A 15,756-nucleotide genomic window follows, 5' to 3' on the forward strand; every position below is an offset into this window, starting at 1 on the left:
TAGCCTAGCTAAGACAGGAACAGATGAACCCGGAGTATGTTCAGGCCTATAAGACAGAGGACCACGCCACCTAAAAACTCCGCTTTATGGCCCACCGCTAGCCCTATTTTGCATCCCGCCATAGCGCCTATCGTCGAAAGCACTCCGGTGATAAGCCCTGCGGAGATCGCCAGGGGAATTATAGGGCTTCCTATGGCCGCCGAGGAAAAACCGACGGCCATAGCGTCTATGGAGGTAGCTACCGCGAGACCTAAAAGGACCATCGGCCTAGCGACGTTAAGTAGATCGCAGTTTTCCTCCGGCCATATGGACTGATGGATCATCTTTCCTCCGACTACAGCCAGCAGTAAGGCGGCTATCCAGTGATCCCAGGCGGATATGAAGTGGGCGATTTTATCCCCTAAAAACCAGCCTCCTATGGGCATGGCAAACTGAAACAGGCCAAAGGCCAGAGCCATGTACAGAACCTGGGTCTTGGGCATAGAACAACGGCAGGCCCCCGCTCCCAGGGACACGGAGAAAGCGTCCATGGCAAGGGCGGAAGCGGTGGCGATGGTGGATATCATCGCTAACGGACGACCCATCGGAGGGAGCTAGTAGACGATAGCTCTGCCTCTTTCTCCAGGTCACCGTAGGCTCGAATCGACTTTTTAGCCGGTATTCCTACGTTAAAGGTGGCCTTCCCCAGGGCGTTACCTTTGTCGTCCTCCATGTATACGGTCCCCTCCACTGGCTGAAAGACCTCTCCGTCGTTGATCAAGGTGATGTAAAGCCTGTTCCCTTTGGCGTGGGGCTTTTCCCATCGCAGCTGAAAAAGGCCGTCTACACAACCGCTCTGGGGCATGGCACACACCGCCGTGGCAAAGAGCAGGACACATAGCACCATCGCGAACCATACAGCTATTTTTCTGGACAAATAAAAAACCTCCCCCTCTATTATTCAGGACAAAGTTACCATAAGAAACACCTGAGGGAAAGCATTAAAAAAAGTGATTTTGTAACAAGCTATGTTCGTTGATATGATCGAATCAGAGGGGTGTTCTGGCATTATATTATTTAAGTAAAGGAAAGCTCTAGAAACTCTAATCCTCGGAGAGATCGTTCCGACGGAGCCCATTTGAGCCCGTATACTCGACATGCCGTAGTGTAGTACGAATGGGGCGACAGGACGTCGCCCCAAGCCGAGGGGGCACAGGACGTGCCCTCCGAGGCGGTTCGTACGAAACAGGCAGGTCGAGTATACGGTTGGGCGAAACAGGGCGTAGGCGGAATGGTCTCTCCGAGGGGACTCGAAAGTGAGTTTCTAGAGATACCCTAAAGTTATCTTTATTCTATTGGGAGGGATCGTCGTGACAAGTTGGATTGAGAACCGTTTCAAGGTGAAGGAAGCGGGAAGCGACATAAGGACGGAGGTAATGGCGGGCATTACCACCTTTATGACAATGGGTTATATTATTTTCGTGAACCCCGATATTCTGTCTAAAACAGGTATGCCTTTTGGACCTCTTATGGTGGCCACCTGTTTGGCCAGTGCTATCGCGACCTTGATGATGGCCTTTATGGCCAATTACCCTATAGCCCTTTCCTCCGGTATGGGGTTGAACGCTTTCTTCGCTTTTTCCGTGGTTCTCGGGATGAATATCCCCTGGGAGGTCGCTCTAGCCGCCATTTTCATCGAGGGAGTCATTTTCATACTCCTCACCCTCACAAAGGTAAGGGAGGCGGTGGTAAACAGCATCCCTAAGTCGCTTAAAATAGGGATATCGACGGGTATAGGCTTCTTCATAGCCCTGATAGGCCTTCAAGGAGCGGGGCTTATCGTAGGAAACCCAGCCACTCTAGTTTCTCTGGGAAGCTTAGGTTCCAAGCCCGCTATTTTGGCCATGGTGGGATTCGTCATAATGATGGCCCTTGAGGCCCATAAGGTTAAAGGGGCTATTCTGTGGGGTATCTTGGCAGTGACGGCGATGGCGGTACCTCTAGGCGTGGCGTCTATGCCTCAGGGAATCGTTTCTATGCCTCCTTCCATCAGCCCTATATTCATGAAGATAGATTTCTCACAGATCGCATCCGGTACTTTCTGGGTGATCGTGTTTACCTTCTTCTTCGTCGACTTTTTCGATACCGTAGGGACCTTGGTCGGGGTTACCAACAGAGCGGGACTGCTGGACGCCAACGGCAACCTTCCTAAAGCCAGAGAGGCTCTGATGGCCGACGCCGTTGGAACCACCGTCGGTGCGGTCCTCGGGACCTCCACGGTAACCGCTTTTGTGGAGAGCGCCAGCGGAGTGGAACAGGGAGGCAGAACCGGCCTAACCGCCATGGTTACGGCGATACTGTTTATTCTCGCCATTTTCTTCAGCCCTATCGTGTCTATAGTGCCAGCCTGTGCTACCGCTCCTGCTCTGGTTATGGTCGGTATCTACATGATGATGAGCCTCAAGGATCTGGATTTCTCCAGCTTTACGGACATAGTTCCCGCCTCTGTGGCTATCTTCATGATGCCCTTCAGCTACAGCATAGCCACCGGGATAGAGTTCGGAATCCTCACTTTCGTCGCTCTGAAGTTCGCGGCCTGCCGTAAAAACGAGATAAGCCCGGTTATGTGGGGGCTTTTCGCCATCTTCGTTCTGAAGGAACTTCTCGTCTAACTATTGAAAAGCAGAGGGAGCGGCTTAAGCCGCTCCCTCTTAGCTCTAAAACTTTGTGAGGATTTCTTCCTCTTTTTCCTTCATCGCTACGTCTATTTTGTCGATATAGCGATCGGTGATCTTCTGGACATCGTCGAGGAAGTCCCTAAGCTGGTCCTCGCTTATCTCTCCGGCGGTCTCCTTTTTCTTGTAAAAGTCGTTACAGTCCCTGCGGAGGTTGCGGACGGCTATACGGGCCTCTTCGGAGAGCTTGTTCACCATCTTGGTGAGTTCCTTACGACGGTCTCCGGTGAGCTCCGGCAGGTTTAGCCTTATAACCTGACCATCGTTTTGAGGGGTCACCCCCAGGTCAGAGGCGAGTATACCTTTCTCCACGTCCTTCAGAGCGGTTTTATCGAATGGGGCTATCAACAGAGTTCGCCCCTCAGGTACGCTCACCGTGGCTAACTGCTTTATAGGGGTAGGAGCTCCATAGTAGTCCACCTTGATATCGCTAACTAGACCGGGATGGGCCCTTCCTGTACGGATACCCATAAATTCTTTTTTAAGAAAGTCTACCGCTTTTTCCATCTTTTCTTCCAGGTCGAACTTAGCAGTACTGTCGCTCATAAAATCACCCTCCTTTAGGTTACTCCTCCGAGACTATAGTACCAATCTTACGGCCTCTTATCAAGAAATCCGCCAGACGACCGTCCTCAAGGACGTTCATTACGACTATAGGTATCTTGTTCTCCATGCAGAGGGAGTAAGCAGCCGCGTCCATAACCTCAATTCTCTGTCTCAGGGCTTCCATGTAGGTCAACTTGGTGTAGAGAACGGCGTCGGGGTTTTTCATAGGATCTTTATCGTATATTCCGTCGACTTTAGTGGCTTTCACCAGACAGTGTGCCCCTATCTCAGCGGCTCTGAGGGCAGCGGCGGTATCGGTGGAAAAGTAGGGCGATCCTGTGCCAGCGGAGAAGATAAGAACCCTTCCCTTATCCATGTGCCTAAGGGCTCTCCGTCTTATGTAGGGTTCGGCTATCTCCTGCATCTGGATGGCAGACTGAACTCTGGTCGGTATCCCCTGTTTCTCTAGGACATCCTGAAGGGCGAGGGAGTTTATGACCGTCCCCAGCATTCCCATATAGTCCGCCTGAGCCCTCTCTATTCCCTCGTCTACCGCCTGTTTACCTCTCAGGAAGTTTCCTCCCCCAACCACGAGACCGACCTCTACTCCCGCTTTGGCCACTTCGGCTATCTGGGAAGAGATACCCCTTATAGCGTCAAAATCTAGCCCAAAACCCTGGTTACCTGCCAAAACCTCCCCTGATAGCTTTAGAAGGATCCTCTTGTAAGTTACTCCTGTCATTTAAGCCCCTCCCTTGACCATAATTTGTACACAAAAAAGGGGCCAGGAATAGAACCCCTGAGCCCCTTTTACGGGTCTTATACGTTACTCGCCTATGGTGAAACGGGCAAAACGACGGATAACCATGTTCTCGCCGAGTTTGGCGACAGCGTCCATCAACAGATCACCTATCTTCTTGTCGCCGTCTTTTACCCACGGCTGCTCAAGAAGACAGATAGTCTCGTAAAACTTTCTAACCCTGCCCTCGGCAATTTTATCGAGCATGCTCTCCGGCTTGCCGTCCTGGAGGGCCTGCTGACGATAAACTTCCTTCTCCCTCTCAAGCTCGTCCGCAGGGACATCGTCAGGGGAGACGTAAAGGGGAGCGGCAGCGGCTATGTGCATGGAGATCTCGTGTCCCAGAAGCTGGAACTCGTCGGTCTTGGCGACGAAGTCGGTCTCGCAGTCCAGTTCGAGAAGGACTCCGATCTTGCCGGTGGTGTGGATGTAGGAGAACACCCTTCCCTCTTTAGCCGCCCTATCCGCTTTTTTGGCGGCCTTGGCGAGACCTTTCTCACGAAGAAGGTCGACGGCTTTCTCCATATTGCCCTCGCACTCCACGAGAGCTTTTTTGCAGTCCATCATGCCACAACCGGTACGTTCTCTAAGATCCTTGACGTCAGAAGCGCTGATTGCCATGGTAAGTTCCTCCCTTTATCAAAAAACGTCTAAAGACGTTACTTATCTTCGCCCTCAGCGGTATCGTCGCCGTAGGCCTCGGTGAGCTTTTCCTTTACTTCGATGATGCTGTTTCCGTCGGCATCGTCGTCGGCTCCGTCGTCAGCGCCGTCGACACCCTGACGTCCCTCTATCACAGCACTGGCCATGAGGCCGGAGATGAGCTTAATGGCTCTGATAGCGTCGTCGTTGCCAGGGATGGGGTAGTCTATGACCTCGGGATCACAGTTAGTGTCGACTATGGAGATCACCGGAATGCCCATCTTTCTGGCCTCTTTGACGGCGATATCCTCTCTCCTGGGATCGATAATGAAAAGAGCGTCAGGAACGGTCTTCATGTTTTTGATCCCGAGAAGGTACTTCTCGAGCTTTTCCTTCTGTTTCTTGAGGAGGACGACCTCTTTTTTGGTGAGGTTGTCCCAGGAGCCGTCGGACTCCATACGATCGAGCTCGACCATACGGAGAACCCTTTTGCGGATGGTCTGGAAGTTGGTGAGCATACCACCGAGCCAACGCTGGTTTATGTAGTGCTGACCGCAACGGGCAGCTTCTTCTTTTATTGTGTCCTGGGCCTGCCTCTTGGTCCCTACGAAAAGAACGCTTCCGCCCTCTTTAGCGACCTCTCTGAGGAAGGAGTAGGACTTCTCAAGACCTTTTACGGTCTTCTGAAGGTCGATGATGTAGACCCCGTTTCTCTCGGTGAAGATATAGGGCTTCATCTTGGGGTTCCATCTGCGGGTCTGGTGGCCGAAGTGGACACCGCACTCCAAAAGCTGCTTCATGCTTACTACGGACATGGTATTTCCTCCTTGATATGTGGTTTTTTATCCTCCATCGGACGACAAACACGGAAACCGTAAGGCACCACTCCGTGCTCCATACCGATGTGCGGAATATGGACCATCGGAGAGTATATCATAACCGGCCTTGACCGACAAGATAGTTCATATTACCATTGGAGGTCATCGGGAAAGATCGTTTCCACACAGGATCAGGGAGGGGTATTGAGTTGGAACCTTTGAAGGACAAAACAGGAGAAATGTCGCCGGACAGAAAAGCCATGTTGAACAGGCTTAAAAGGGTAGAGGGACAGATGAGGGGAATACAGAGGATGATCGTCGAGGAGAAAGACTGTTGCGATGTATTGCTTCAGCTTTCGGCGGCCAGAAAAGCGATGCAGAACACCTGCATTGAGATAGTTAAGAACTACATGTCCCAGTGTATGGTGTCCCAAGAAGAGGACGGAACCGTCGACGTAGACCGGCTACAGAAGCTCATAGAGGCGTTGGTGGAGATAGCTCCGATAAAGCAGGGACAGGAAGAATAGAAGAAGGCCCCCAACAGGGGACCCAGGGCTCCGTGGCACCCGACAGACACCGCTTACCGCTGCTTCCTTCCGGACCTGACGGGGTTCACGGGCTCTCGCCGCACGGGACTGGGCCCCCTGTTGGAGGCCTTCCGACACCGAGGGATTATACCAGACCTGGCCTGGTTATACAACCTCGCAAAAAAAGGCGGCTATAAAGACCCAAAGGACCATCAGAGGAACCAGTGTCCCTATATGCCAGAGCATCAGAGATACCAGGATCCTTCCGGGAAATACGCCAGCCCAAAAGGCCAGGTTTTGCCTTATAACCCTGGAGAATGTCCCCAGCAGGTTGCCCAGCAGAAGGGCGAAAACGGCGTCACCGACGGAGAGGGCCCCCGCCGAAAGTCCCGCTCCAGCGGCGGCTAGAGCGGCGGTGTTGTGGGCGATCCCCGCAAGAGCGACGGAGAGGAGCACCGGAGGGACGGAGCTTCCAAGACGATAAAAGTAGGGCTCTATTATCGGCATAACCCAGTAAACCAGGGCAAAGGCTCCCCATCCCCAGGGGAGCGTCTTTTTTATCATCGGCCATAACGGAGGAACGGGCTTCTCCTTTTCCCACTGGACGGCACAGGAGGAAAAGGATTTTCTAGCTCTGACTAGGAGATGCAGAAAGAAGGCGAAGCGGACGACGCTCCTCAGCAGAAGGGATAGGGCGTACAGTGCCCCGGCGGTCCCAGCCAGTCCAACGGAGGCTCCGAATGTTCCCACCCAACGGTGGAGATAGCCGGGAAAAGAGAGCAATAATGTGCCGAAGACGGTCTCATCCCGGTCTAGGTCCCCTTTTTCGTAGGCCGAGGCGATCATCCCTGTAGCGACTCGGGAAGTCCCAAGGCTGAGGGCCAGGGCGACCACCAGATCGGGGTGGAGCCCACAGCGACAGACTAAGGGCCCTATTTTGCCTAAGGCCCTCTGAGGCACTCGGAGTTTGACAATAACCCATCCCACGAAAACCCCGGTTAAGACGCTGACTGTGAGTCTGGCTTCCCCTGCTACAAATCCGTAGAACGAGACGGTCATCTTTTTTCACCGTACGCCCTCTCGACCAGCATCCTGACCGTTTTCTCGAGACGGAATAGAGAGGGGCGAGTCAGGTCTTTTTCGTCGATAAAGACCAATTCGGTTCCTTTAAAGGCCTTCATCCAAGGTCTGTGGATTACGTCGTCCTCGTCCACGTCGTTCATGGTCCCTTTCTGGACTATATACAGGTCCAGTCCCTTCGACGACAGAGATAGAAGCCTCTCTAGGCCGTAATAAGCCAGAGGGCTCCCGTTTTTTATCGGCTCGGCATCCGGTGCGCCGTTTTCAAGCCCCGCCAGAGAGAGGACCCCTGCCGCCCAGCTAGCTGGAGAACAGGTCCTTACGCCTCCTTCTCCGGTCTCCAGGAAGTAAACCTTTTGCACCCTGTCACCTCGCCTCTCAGAGGACATCTCGGTAAGCTCGGATATCTCACTCCGGAGCTTTGCAACCGACTCCACAGCATCTCCCCCCATCAGTTCGGAGAGCCTCCTGACGTAGTCCTCAAGGCCATCCCAGGACGACGGCTCCATGGAGATCACCGTCAAGCCCGATCTTCTCAGGGTATCCACCGCCCTGCGGTTCACCGTCTCTATCATCGGCCTTATCAACACGAGATCCGGCGACAGGGCTATTATGGACTCAGGATCAAACCTCACAGGCAACCTCACCCTGCCTGGGAAAAGATCGGGGTCGTCAGACTGAGAGACTCCGACCAGCCTATCCCCGTAGCCCAGAGCCAGCAGGGATTCGCTGTGACCGGCGTAAAGGGATATCGCCTTTGGGGAATCAGCCATAGAGGCCGACGGGTTAGCAAAGAGACAGAGCAACCCTATTATCAGCGAAAGAACCATCTAGAGCCTCCCCTTTCATCGTCGTAACGGTGGAACTCTATGCCATAGAGCTGAAAAAGCAGCCCCCCGTCAACGACCTGACAGGGATCGCCCTGGGCTATAACCTTGCCGCCTTTCATAGCCCACAGGCTATCGGCAAAGGCGACGGCCAGATTTACGTCGTGAACGGTGACCAGCACCGCCTTCCCCGATTCGGTGGCCCTCTGAAGCAGTTTAAACAGGGCAGCACCGTGGCCTGGGTCGAGAGCGGAGGAGGGTTCGTCCAAAAGGAAGACAGGGCAGTCCTGAACGAACGCCCTGGCGACCGCGACTCTCTGCCTTTCGCCGCCGGACAGCTGGGTTACAGGACGATCGAGAAGCCCTGTAAGATCCATAGAATCGGCGGCGCAACAGGCCCTCTCGACGGACTCTGTGCTGTAGGGCTCCTTTCTGCCGTAAGGCAACCTCCCCATTCTGAGGACCTCCAAAACGGAGAAAGGGTAGGCCATCTGAGGGCTCTGATCGACAAAAGCTACGGTCCGTGCCATAGCGGACCTGGATAGCCTGGACAGATCTAGATCCCTAAACCTAACCTTTCCGGAGAACCCCATCAATCCAGCTATCGCCCTGAGTAAGGTGCTTTTTCCACTTCCGTTTGGCCCTATGACGGCGGTTATACTTCCTTCATTGACCACACCTGATAGGGCCTCAACCCCCCCGCCACCGGGGTAGAGGGACTTTAGATCCTCTATAGCCAGACCGTTCAAGACGTTCCCCTCTCTTTTATCAGAATCCAGCAGAAAAACGGACCTCCCACGAGAGAGGTCAGAACTCCCACAGGGAGCTCACCTAAGCCCCTTGCGAAACCGTCGGCGACGGACAACAACACACCTCCAGCCATAAAGGAGAGAGGAATTAACGACCTGTGAGAAGCCCCTATTATTATCCGTATGAGGTGGGGGACCACCAGTCCCACGAAGCCTATTACCCCAAAGGAGGATACCACCGAGGCAGTTGCCAGGGCAGAGGTGGACAATAAAAGCACCCTCAGCTTTTTTTCCTCCACCCCAAGCACCGATGGATTAGACCCGCCTAAGGATATAGCGTCTAGATCGGATGAAAACCACCATGCAGATGAGGTTATCAAGACCCCTCCCCAGACGAACAGGACGTTTCCCCAGGACGCACCGGCAAAACTTCCCATGAGCCAGAACACTATACCACCGACCTTTTCACCTGCCAAAGCCTTGGCCAAGGTCACGCCAGCGGAAAGAGTGGATCCCACCACTATACCGGCCAATATAGTATGTCCCGACGACCCGCCGGACCTCCAGGCTAGAAGGGACACCAACCCCATCGCTCCGAGGGCACCTAAAAAGGCGGCTAGGGACACATACCACCCGATAAGGATAGCCAAAGAGGCACCGAAAGCGGCACCGGAGGCTATTCCTAAGGTGTAGGGCTCCGCTAGAGGATTGGACAGAAGGGCCTGTAAGATGACCCCCGATAGGGCGAGAGATGCACCGCCACCTACAGAGGCCAGTAGCCTAGGCAACCGGATATCCCTGACCACCAGATTAACCTGAACTCCTTGGCTGTCCGGGAAAAAAAGGGAGAGAAGGACCTGAGATGACGATAACCCCATCTCCCCTGAGGTCATTCGTATCAAAAAAACCCCGACGAGACAGACGGAGAGGAGGAGAAAAAGGATCCAATAGGCTCTATCCCTTCCCTTGGGATCGATTAACATCATATGAAATCACCTCAAAAAAACGTCCGAAGGACCGGGAAAAGATCCTTCGGACGTCGAACTATAATCGAGTTCTAAAAACCTTTCCCTGCGACGGAGCGAAACTTGCGAACGACCATGGCACCGATTTCGTCGTACTCTCCCAGTCCTTTTAGGACGGAGGACACTCTGAAACCCTCACCTTTAAGGACGGTAGACCAAGAATCGTCCTCAGGGCCCGCCATGTCGTTGGTGGCGTGGTCCCCGGCGACCATCATAAAGGGGACCAAGGTAACTTTTCTCCCCTTACGGTGATTGAGGCGGCTCACGACGTCGTCCAGTTCAGGAGTTCCCTCCACAGTGCCGACGATAAAGCCGGGAGCAAGATCGTCGAGCACCACCTGAAGCTGACCGTAGGCGGAGTTGGCGAAGTGGGGAGAGCCGTGTCCCATAAGGGCTACGGCGCTATCCTCGTCCACCTTTGAACCGTAAGTCCTGCTCAGGAATCCCGCCATCGCCTTGAAGTCCTCCTCTTTGTAGAGAAGGGGCTCGGAGAGAACCAGCCGGTCAAAGCCGTATTTGCCCTCTATTGAGCGAAATCCATCTACAACCGCCTGTAGATCGCAGTATTCCTCTCCAGGGATGATGTGGGTGGACACCACGACGACGTCGGTAAAGCCCTCGTCCCTCATCTTTGACAGGGCGATCATAGGGCTATCGATATCCACTCCCTCTTTCGCCAGTTTACGGCGTATTATATTGGACGTGTAGGCCAGTCTTACCTCCACACCTGGACAGGAGGACTTAAGTGTCGAGTGCAGATTATCGATAGCCCTCTGCCCAGAGGGAACCGTCGTCCCAAAGGACACCATCAAAACGCCTTTCTTTTCCACCGCCGAATCATCTCCCCACGCTAAACCCGAAAATAACGTAAAACACAAAACCAGAACCGCTAGAACGCCTTTTCTCAAATCGAACATCACCTTCCGATAGATTATGACAAAGAGGACCCTTAGGCAACCGCCACAGAGTCCTCTTAGACATCATGTGATCCTCCGCCCACGCAGGTACACATCGCCTCTGTATCAGCGATCTGGCTCGCCCATCGAGGATGGACTTACAGTGGCGGGGCCGCTCCGGATTCTAACCGGATTCCCTGATTACAGGACGTCGGATATTACTTTTCGACCAGAAGTATAGCACAAAAGTGGTATAGCCGCTAAGGGACATTCATTCCGTCGAAAACGCCGTCTCCGGCGGTCACTATGACGTTTCTGCCGGGAAGGACCTGATGGTAGAACTCCAGTTTTTTCATGAAGTCGTACAGACCGGCAGCGGAGCGGTTTGCGTCCGCCAGAAGCTTTTGGGCCTTCATGTCCCCCTCCCCTTTGATCTCCTCCGATTCCTTCATAGCGGAAGCCAGTATCTCTACTTTATCCCTGTCGGCGGCGGATCGGAGCTTCATGGCCTCCGCCCTTCCCTCGGATATAAGCTGGGCGGACATTCGGTTACGCTCGGCCTCCATAGAACGATAGACGGCGTCCTCGTTTTCCTGAGGGAGATAGAGTCGCTTAAACTCAACGGTCCTGACGGTAACTCCGTACTTTTCGCTTTCCTCCGCAGCGATCCTCAAGGCCTCCGCCTCCGCCTCATCCCTTTTGAGAAACAGGATATCGTCGAAGGTTATCTGACCAGCAACCGCCCTTACCGCTGCGTAGACCGAATCGTCGAGCCTCTGCTGGACCGCCGAAATGGTCCTGACCCTTCTTCGAAAGGCCTCAGGATCGGTTATCTGAAATATAGCGATAGAGTCGAATATGATATTCTTCTTGTCCGCCATGACCACCGACACAGGGCTTGCATCGTACTCTATGAGCCTTTTGGTGTATCTAACCACCGTATCGGTAAAAGGTATTTTCATCGATATGCCTGGGGATTTTTTGGTGGCGACGATCTTTCCTAGCCTCAGTATGACCGCCTGTTCGTCCTGTCTTATGACGTAAAAGGAGTCGTAAGACAGTCCCAGCAGGACCAGAAGGACAGCGTAGATAATGGCTTTTTTATATTTCATCTCCATACCTCCTATTTCTGTCCATCTTGGGAGGGAAAAGATAGAATACGATCGAGAGGCAGTATCTTAAGCACCTCGGAGGAGCTGATAAAAGTCGGATTCATATCCTTCCAGACGTCTGTCATAGTCTCCATCCATAGGTTCAGCCGAACCAAGTTCGGGTTTATCCTGTAGGATTCGGTAAGAGCCTGTATTCTGGCCACATCCCCTTCCGCCAGAGCAACCCGCCTGAAGGCGTAGGCGTTGGCCTCGTTTATTACCCTTTCGACGTCGCCTATTACCTCGGACTGCACTTCCTTTGCATAACGCTCCGCCTCCAGTATCATCCTCTCCCTTTCCGCCCTAGCGGAGTTGACGGCGTTGAAGGATTTTTGGACCGCCTTAGGGGGCACCACGTCCTGAAGGGATACGGAGGAGACGAAGATTCCGGTGGAGAGCTGGTTCATCTTCTCCTGAAGGCCCTTTCTGACCTCCGTCTGGATAGCCTGTTTTTCCTTGGTCAGCACGTCGTCCAGGATACGAAAACCGACGACCTCCCTGAGGTAGGATTCCGCCAAATCCCTTATCATCTTTTCACGGTAGGCCCGATCCTCCGGGATGTGGGTAATATAGTCCACCGGATCGGATATCTGGTACTGCAATACCCAGTCTATCTCGACGATTTTATTGTCCCTGGTCAGCATCCTGGATTCCTCAGGTACGTCCTGATATCTGGCAGGAGGACCTACCTGAACAGTTCTGTAACCGTACTCAAGACGGCGGATATTCTCGGTGTTGACCACCTCTACATGGTCCACAAAGGGGATCTTCAGATGAGGTCCCTGATCCGCCACGTGAGAGACGATCCCTAACCTGAAAACAACTCCCATAGATCCTGATGGAACGATGTAGAAAGACTTGGATAGCCCCAAAAACAGGATAACAACCACCACTATCGATCCTAGAAGACCTTTCCCCCAGGCCCCCATCTTAGGGGGCCTGGGCATCTCCCAGTCGAATCCTTTAGCCTTATTTGCCTCAAAGACATCCTTTATCCTGCCATCTCTCAGCTTTTTGCTCAGCCTGGTAAGGGCAAACAACAGGGCAAAAAGCAGAAGAACCCTCCAATCCAAACACATCACATCCTAACGTAATCTCGGTTAAGGGCAGTTCGCCCTTACCTCGTAGTGCCATCTGGTCCCTTCCTCTGGACCGTAGACTACGACCACCATAGAGTTTGACGCTCCTTTGGTGAATAGTCCCATTTTCTCTCCTTTTCCAGGTCCCGCAAGGCCTCCAGGATACAGATGGGCCTTTTGATCCAGTCTGGACTGGCTACCTCTCCATCCTGAATCGAACACCGTAACGCCGGCAGGATACTGAACCACGTATCTGTCGGGAACCGACAGAGCGTCGTAACGAATGTCGAAGGTTGTTCCCTGAGGGAGGGTACCGATATCCCAGGTATCTTTCGTCCCCAGGTATCCTCCGCTTTTTGCCTGTTTCCAGGTGTTGCACTGGTCCAGAACGTCGTCCCGTTTTTCCGTGTCCTTATCGCTAGGAAGCCCTCCTGGCCCGGACTGGTCGGACGTCGATACCGATTTCGTGACGGAAAGATCGTAATTTCCAGGAGGAGGAAGGACTACGACCTCGGTGCTATCGGAGTTATTCCCTAAGTCAGAGTCCCTGTTCTGGTCGTCCGGCCCTTGAACTGTGACGGAGTTGAGTATTTTCTCCCCTACCTTGCCAGTAACGTCGACATGGTAGGTCCAGGTCCAGGTCTCCCCTACGTCGAGGACGTGATCCTGGTTTCCTCCGGTCTTTACCGCTTCGTCGTTTTTCAGGATATTTCCGTTATCCTTGACCACAGGGTCTACCACCGGAACGCCGGAGAGGTTTTGAACCACTACGGTATAGGTCAACCTGGTTGGCACCCCTGCGGTGATCGTGGCCTGCTTATTCCCTCCGCTCGTCTGGTTTGACCCACCTAGCAAACGATCTAGATGAGCCGCCTGTTCTGCACCGATAATTTCCCTTATCTTCTGCCTCTGTTCCGGGCTCAGCGCCTTGTATCTCTCCAGCTGCTCTACGCCGATCTGAGGCTGTTGAGCCACCGCTAGCACAGGTAGCATCGACACCGCCAACAGACCTATTAGGGTAGATACGGTAGACTTGAACTTAGAATACATTTTCTTAACCTCCTCTCATCACTGAACGCAGCTAACGAAAAACACAGACTAGTATACCTGTCTAAAGTATAGCAAAAAAGGCCCTGCATATGCAGGGCCTTTTTAAATTAAACAAAGTAGTGGCGGAGAGGGAGGGATTCGAACCCTCGGTACCTTGCGGCACACTTGCACTCCAAGCAAGCACCTTCGACCACTCGGACACCTCTCCGCTTCAACGAAAGAGATTCTATCACGTTTTATCCGATCAGGCAAGGTCCTGAAAAACCTCTGGATCAGATTTTTGCTTTTCCGACCATTTTATCCCATCACAGGAACAAGCCCGACCTTTGCCTCTTCTTTTAGCCTCGTAGAGGGCGTCATCGGCCACCTTTATAAGCCCTCCAGAGGTCCAAAGGCTTTTACCGGAAAAGCAGGAAAGATAGGCGACACCGCAGGACAGGGAGACCTTAAGCGGTATTCCGTCAAAAACGAATATCTCTTTCTTTACCCTGTCGTAGAGCTTTTTTATCACCTTGGCGACGGAGAAAAAATCCATTCCTGGGAAGAGGAAAAGGAACTCATCTCCTCCATATCTGCCGACGGCTCCGGTATCCACAGCGACCTCGTCGAAGAGAATACCGACCTGAGCTAAAATGAAGTCACCTGCCTGGTGTCCGTAGGTATCGTTAATTTTTTTGAAAAAGTCTATATCGCAAAGGCAGATAGCCACAGGGTTGTTGTTCCTTTGAGACTTTTCTAAAACGCCGCCTAAGATGGACATTATGGATCGCCTGTTGAGGTTACCTGTCAGGACGTCGGTTCTGGACAGTTTATCTATCTCCTCTTTCTGCCTCCATAGCTCTCTGTAGGCCCTTATAAACCGGATACCTACGGAGATCCTGGCGTTCATCTCCTCAGTATCAAAGGGTTTAGTTACAAAGTCATCCGCACCGGAGGACAATCCGTGAACGATGGATTTTCTGTCTCCTTTGGACGTAGTGATGAATATGTAACAGTACCCTTGGTCGTTGTCTTTATTCGTAGATCTAACTTTATGACAGACCTCAGGGCCTTCCATCCCGGGCAGTACCCAATCTATGAAGACCATGTCCGGTTTAGTGGATATAATACGTTCAAGGGCATCGTCCCCTCTGGAGCACATCTCGACGATGTAGTTATGGGATCTATCAAAAGCCCTCTCGATACCGTCGACGAGGATACTTCTCTCCAGCCTCGAGTCGCTGGCTATCACTACTTTAAAGGGATTTTGAAGGTCTTCTTCAAGAACCATACCGAGGCCTCCTTAGATAAAGTGAGGAAATAAATTGCCTAACTAAAAAGACTTTTGAACTCGGCACAAATTGTACCATCAGGGAGAAAGGCTGTCTATTGTGCGAAAATAAAAAAAAAGAGGCAACGACATGGGAGACCCATATCGCCACCTCTTTTATGGCTGTACAAACTTAAGGGAACCTCTAAAAACTCACTTTCGAGTCCCCTCGGAGAGATCGTTCCGCCTACGCCCTGTTTCGCCCAATCGTATACTCGATCTGCCTGTTTCGTACGAACCGCCTCGGGGGGCACGTCCTGTGCCCCCTCGGCTTGGGGCGACGTCCTGTCGCCCCATTCGACTACACGACGGCATGTCGAGTATACGGGCTCAAATGGGCTCCGTCGGAACGATCTCTCCGAGGATTAGAGTTTTTAGAGATACCCTTAAGGGTTGTTCGGAAGGGAATAGGTATACCAGGAGGGCTCGACTCTCATAGAACCCTGCCCAGAGACCGGATTAGCCTGCACGACCTGCACAACTGCAACCGCAGGTCCGGCGGCTGGAGCCCACATATAGCCGTCTCCGAAGGGCATCAGGACCA

Annotated in this window: 17 protein-coding genes, 1 tRNA gene, 1 other RNA gene and 1 riboswitch; of the genes, 2 read left to right on the forward strand and 17 right to left on the reverse strand. The window is 52.8% G+C overall.

Annotated elements, in window-relative coordinates; translation table 11 throughout:
- Nucleotides 1-8: 8 nt before the first annotated feature.
- Together B9Y55_RS01605 and B9Y55_RS01610 are read right to left on the reverse strand one after the other, a co-directional pair.
- Nucleotides 9-584 carry a manganese efflux pump MntP gene (locus B9Y55_RS01605; RefSeq protein ID WP_085543596.1) on the reverse strand — a complete coding sequence of 192 codons (576 nt, stop codon included), beginning with the start codon at nt 582-584 and terminating at the stop codon, nt 9-11.
- Nucleotides 569-916, reverse strand: a complete 348-nt coding sequence (locus B9Y55_RS01610) for a hypothetical protein (protein ID WP_085543597.1) — start codon at nt 914-916, stop codon at nt 569-571. The genes B9Y55_RS01605 and B9Y55_RS01610 overlap by 16 nt, the downstream gene beginning before the upstream one ends.
- Nucleotides 917-1,349: 433 nt before the next feature.
- On the opposite strand from B9Y55_RS01610, the gene B9Y55_RS01615 reads away from it, so the two are divergent.
- Nucleotides 1,350-2,651 (forward strand): NCS2 family permease, encoded by a 1,302-nt coding sequence (locus B9Y55_RS01615; RefSeq protein ID WP_085543598.1) that lies wholly within the window; start codon nt 1,350-1,352, stop codon nt 2,649-2,651.
- Nucleotides 2,652-2,696: 45 nt separating this feature from the next.
- Here the strand turns inward: B9Y55_RS01615 and frr are convergent, their stop codons facing one another.
- The 4 genes from frr to rpsB all read right to left on the reverse strand — a co-directional run bounded on the left by frr (nt 2,697) and on the right by rpsB (nt 5,516).
- Nucleotides 2,697-3,260, reverse strand: a complete 564-nt coding sequence (gene frr, locus B9Y55_RS01620; protein WP_085543599.1) for a ribosome recycling factor — start codon at nt 3,258-3,260, stop codon at nt 2,697-2,699.
- A gap of 19 nt (nt 3,261-3,279) precedes the next feature.
- Entirely contained in the window at nt 3,280-4,002 is a 723-nt protein-coding gene (gene pyrH, locus B9Y55_RS01625; protein WP_085543600.1) for a UMP kinase, read from the reverse strand.
- A gap of 84 nt (nt 4,003-4,086) precedes the next feature.
- On the reverse strand, nt 4,087-4,680 hold the full coding sequence (gene tsf, locus B9Y55_RS01630; protein ID WP_085543601.1) for a translation elongation factor Ts: 594 nt from the start codon (nt 4,678-4,680) through the stop codon (nt 4,087-4,089).
- A 38-nt stretch (nt 4,681-4,718) separates the two neighbouring features.
- Nucleotides 4,719-5,516 carry a 30S ribosomal protein S2 gene (gene rpsB / locus B9Y55_RS01635; RefSeq protein WP_085543602.1) on the reverse strand — a complete coding sequence of 266 codons (798 nt, stop codon included), beginning with the start codon at nt 5,514-5,516 and terminating at the stop codon, nt 4,719-4,721.
- A 212-nt stretch (nt 5,517-5,728) separates the two neighbouring features.
- On the opposite strand from rpsB, the gene B9Y55_RS01640 reads away from it, so the two are divergent.
- Entirely contained in the window at nt 5,729-6,046 is a 318-nt protein-coding gene (locus tag B9Y55_RS01640; protein WP_327078425.1) for a metal-sensitive transcriptional regulator, read from the forward strand.
- Nucleotides 6,047-6,062: 16 nt separating this feature from the next.
- Here B9Y55_RS01640 and ffs read toward each other — a convergent pair.
- The 11 genes from ffs to B9Y55_RS01695 form a co-directional block, all read right to left on the reverse strand.
- Nucleotides 6,063-6,161: signal recognition particle sRNA small type (gene ffs, locus B9Y55_RS01645), an RNA gene on the reverse strand.
- Nucleotides 6,162-6,211: 50 nt separating this feature from the next.
- Nucleotides 6,212-7,105 (reverse strand): hypothetical protein, encoded by an 894-nt coding sequence (locus B9Y55_RS01650; protein WP_085543603.1) that lies wholly within the window; start codon nt 7,103-7,105, stop codon nt 6,212-6,214.
- Nucleotides 7,102-7,956 carry an ABC transporter substrate-binding protein gene (locus B9Y55_RS01655; protein ID WP_085543604.1) on the reverse strand — a complete coding sequence of 285 codons (855 nt, stop codon included), beginning with the start codon at nt 7,954-7,956 and terminating at the stop codon, nt 7,102-7,104. The genes B9Y55_RS01650 and B9Y55_RS01655 overlap by 4 nt, the downstream gene beginning before the upstream one ends.
- Nucleotides 7,941-8,702 (reverse strand): ABC transporter ATP-binding protein, encoded by a 762-nt coding sequence (locus B9Y55_RS01660; protein WP_159448185.1) that lies wholly within the window; start codon nt 8,700-8,702, stop codon nt 7,941-7,943. Before B9Y55_RS01660 ends, B9Y55_RS01655 begins: the two co-directional genes overlap by 16 nt.
- Nucleotides 8,699-9,688 (reverse strand): FecCD family ABC transporter permease, encoded by a 990-nt coding sequence (locus B9Y55_RS01665; RefSeq protein ID WP_085543606.1) that lies wholly within the window; start codon nt 9,686-9,688, stop codon nt 8,699-8,701. The genes B9Y55_RS01660 and B9Y55_RS01665 overlap by 4 nt, the downstream gene beginning before the upstream one ends.
- 71 nt (nt 9,689-9,759) lie before the next feature.
- On the reverse strand, nt 9,760-10,635 hold the full coding sequence (locus B9Y55_RS01670) for a sirohydrochlorin cobaltochelatase (RefSeq protein WP_085543607.1): 876 nt from the start codon (nt 10,633-10,635) through the stop codon (nt 9,760-9,762).
- 94 nt (nt 10,636-10,729) lie between these two features.
- Nucleotides 10,730-10,872: riboswitch (cobalamin riboswitch) on the reverse strand.
- Between the two features lie 11 nt (nt 10,873-10,883).
- Nucleotides 10,884-11,735, reverse strand: coding sequence for a protease modulator HflC (hflC, locus tag B9Y55_RS01675; protein ID WP_159448186.1), 852 nt, complete (start codon nt 11,733-11,735; stop codon nt 10,884-10,886).
- 11 nt (nt 11,736-11,746) lie between these two features.
- Complete coding sequence (gene hflK / locus B9Y55_RS01680; RefSeq protein ID WP_159448187.1) at nt 11,747-12,847, reverse strand: FtsH protease activity modulator HflK; 1,101 nt, start codon at nt 12,845-12,847, stop codon at nt 11,747-11,749.
- 27 nt (nt 12,848-12,874) lie between these two features.
- A complete protein-coding gene (locus B9Y55_RS01685; RefSeq protein WP_085543610.1) occupies nt 12,875-13,903 on the reverse strand; it encodes a hypothetical protein in 1,029 nt (342 codons plus the stop codon).
- Between the two features lie 120 nt (nt 13,904-14,023).
- A tRNA-Ser gene (locus B9Y55_RS01690) sits at nt 14,024-14,111 on the reverse strand.
- Between the two features lie 36 nt (nt 14,112-14,147).
- Nucleotides 14,148-15,173, reverse strand: a complete 1,026-nt coding sequence (locus tag B9Y55_RS01695; RefSeq protein WP_085543611.1) for a GGDEF domain-containing response regulator — start codon at nt 15,171-15,173, stop codon at nt 14,148-14,150.
- Between the last annotated feature and the right edge of the window lie 583 nt (nt 15,174-15,756).

Source organism: Dethiosulfovibrio salsuginis, from assembly GCF_900177735.1.
Lineage (GTDB): Bacteria > Synergistota > Synergistia > Synergistales > Dethiosulfovibrionaceae > Dethiosulfovibrio > Dethiosulfovibrio salsuginis.

What these genes read in the sequence shown, in the direction of transcription:
- B9Y55_RS01605 (WP_085543596.1), bottom strand. Translation starts at nt 584, where the DNA reads ATGGGTCGTCCGTTAGCGATGATATCCACCATCGCCACCGCTTCCGCC.
- rpsB (WP_085543602.1), bottom strand. Translation starts at nt 5,516, where the DNA reads ATGTCCGTAGTAAGCATGAAGCAGCTTTTGGAGTGCGGTGTCCACTTC.
- B9Y55_RS01685 (WP_085543610.1), bottom strand. Translation starts at nt 13,903, where the DNA reads ATGTATTCTAAGTTCAAGTCTACCGTATCTACCCTAATAGGTCTGTTG.
- tsf (WP_085543601.1), bottom strand. Translation starts at nt 4,680, where the DNA reads ATGGCAATCAGCGCTTCTGACGTCAAGGATCTTAGAGAACGTACCGGT.
- hflC (WP_159448186.1), bottom strand. Translation starts at nt 11,735, where the DNA reads ATGAAATATAAAAAAGCCATTATCTACGCTGTCCTTCTGGTCCTGCTG.
- B9Y55_RS01695 (WP_085543611.1), bottom strand. Translation starts at nt 15,173, where the DNA reads ATGGTTCTTGAAGAAGACCTTCAAAATCCCTTTAAAGTAGTGATAGCC.
- B9Y55_RS01665 (WP_085543606.1), bottom strand. Translation starts at nt 9,688, where the DNA reads ATGATGTTAATCGATCCCAAGGGAAGGGATAGAGCCTATTGGATCCTT.
- B9Y55_RS01650 (WP_085543603.1), bottom strand. Translation starts at nt 7,105, where the DNA reads ATGACCGTCTCGTTCTACGGATTTGTAGCAGGGGAAGCCAGACTCACA.
- B9Y55_RS01655 (WP_085543604.1), bottom strand. Translation starts at nt 7,956, where the DNA reads ATGGTTCTTTCGCTGATAATAGGGTTGCTCTGTCTCTTTGCTAACCCG.
- frr (WP_085543599.1), bottom strand. Translation starts at nt 3,260, where the DNA reads ATGAGCGACAGTACTGCTAAGTTCGACCTGGAAGAAAAGATGGAAAAA.
- pyrH (WP_085543600.1), bottom strand. Translation starts at nt 4,002, where the DNA reads ATGACAGGAGTAACTTACAAGAGGATCCTTCTAAAGCTATCAGGGGAG.